Below are 271 nucleotides of genomic sequence, written 5' to 3'. Positions count from 1 at the left end.
GATTTCCAGACCGTGCGCCTGACGCAGCAGGCGCGCCGCCAGACCACCGCCGAACAGTCGACGGCGCAAGCGCGGCCGCGACTGGCCGACCAGCAACAGACTGGCGCGGCGCTCGGCGGCGTGTTGAATCAGAGTTTTCGCCACTTCGCCGGCACGCAACAGCACCACTTCGCCACCAAGGCGTTCGGCCAGTTGCTGGGCGCTTTGCAAACGCAACCGCGATTGCTCGTCACGGGCACTGCCGTTGTCGACATGCACCAGACTCCACGGC

Annotated in this window: 1 protein-coding gene; it reads right to left on the bottom strand. The window is 66.8% G+C overall.

Features of this window, described 5'->3' with window-relative positions; genetic code table 11:
- Positions 1-258 (bottom strand): universal stress protein (locus tag AAEY83_RS15245; RefSeq protein ID WP_351060238.1); only part of this gene is annotated, 258 nt, incomplete at its 3' end.
- Positions 259-271: the final 13 nt, after the last annotated feature.

The organism is Psychrobacter sp. TB20-MNA-CIBAN-0197 (assembly GCF_040309765.1).
GTDB lineage: Bacteria > Pseudomonadota > Gammaproteobacteria > Pseudomonadales > Moraxellaceae > Psychrobacter > Psychrobacter submarinus.
This window is presented reverse-complemented; position numbering and strand designations above follow the sequence as displayed.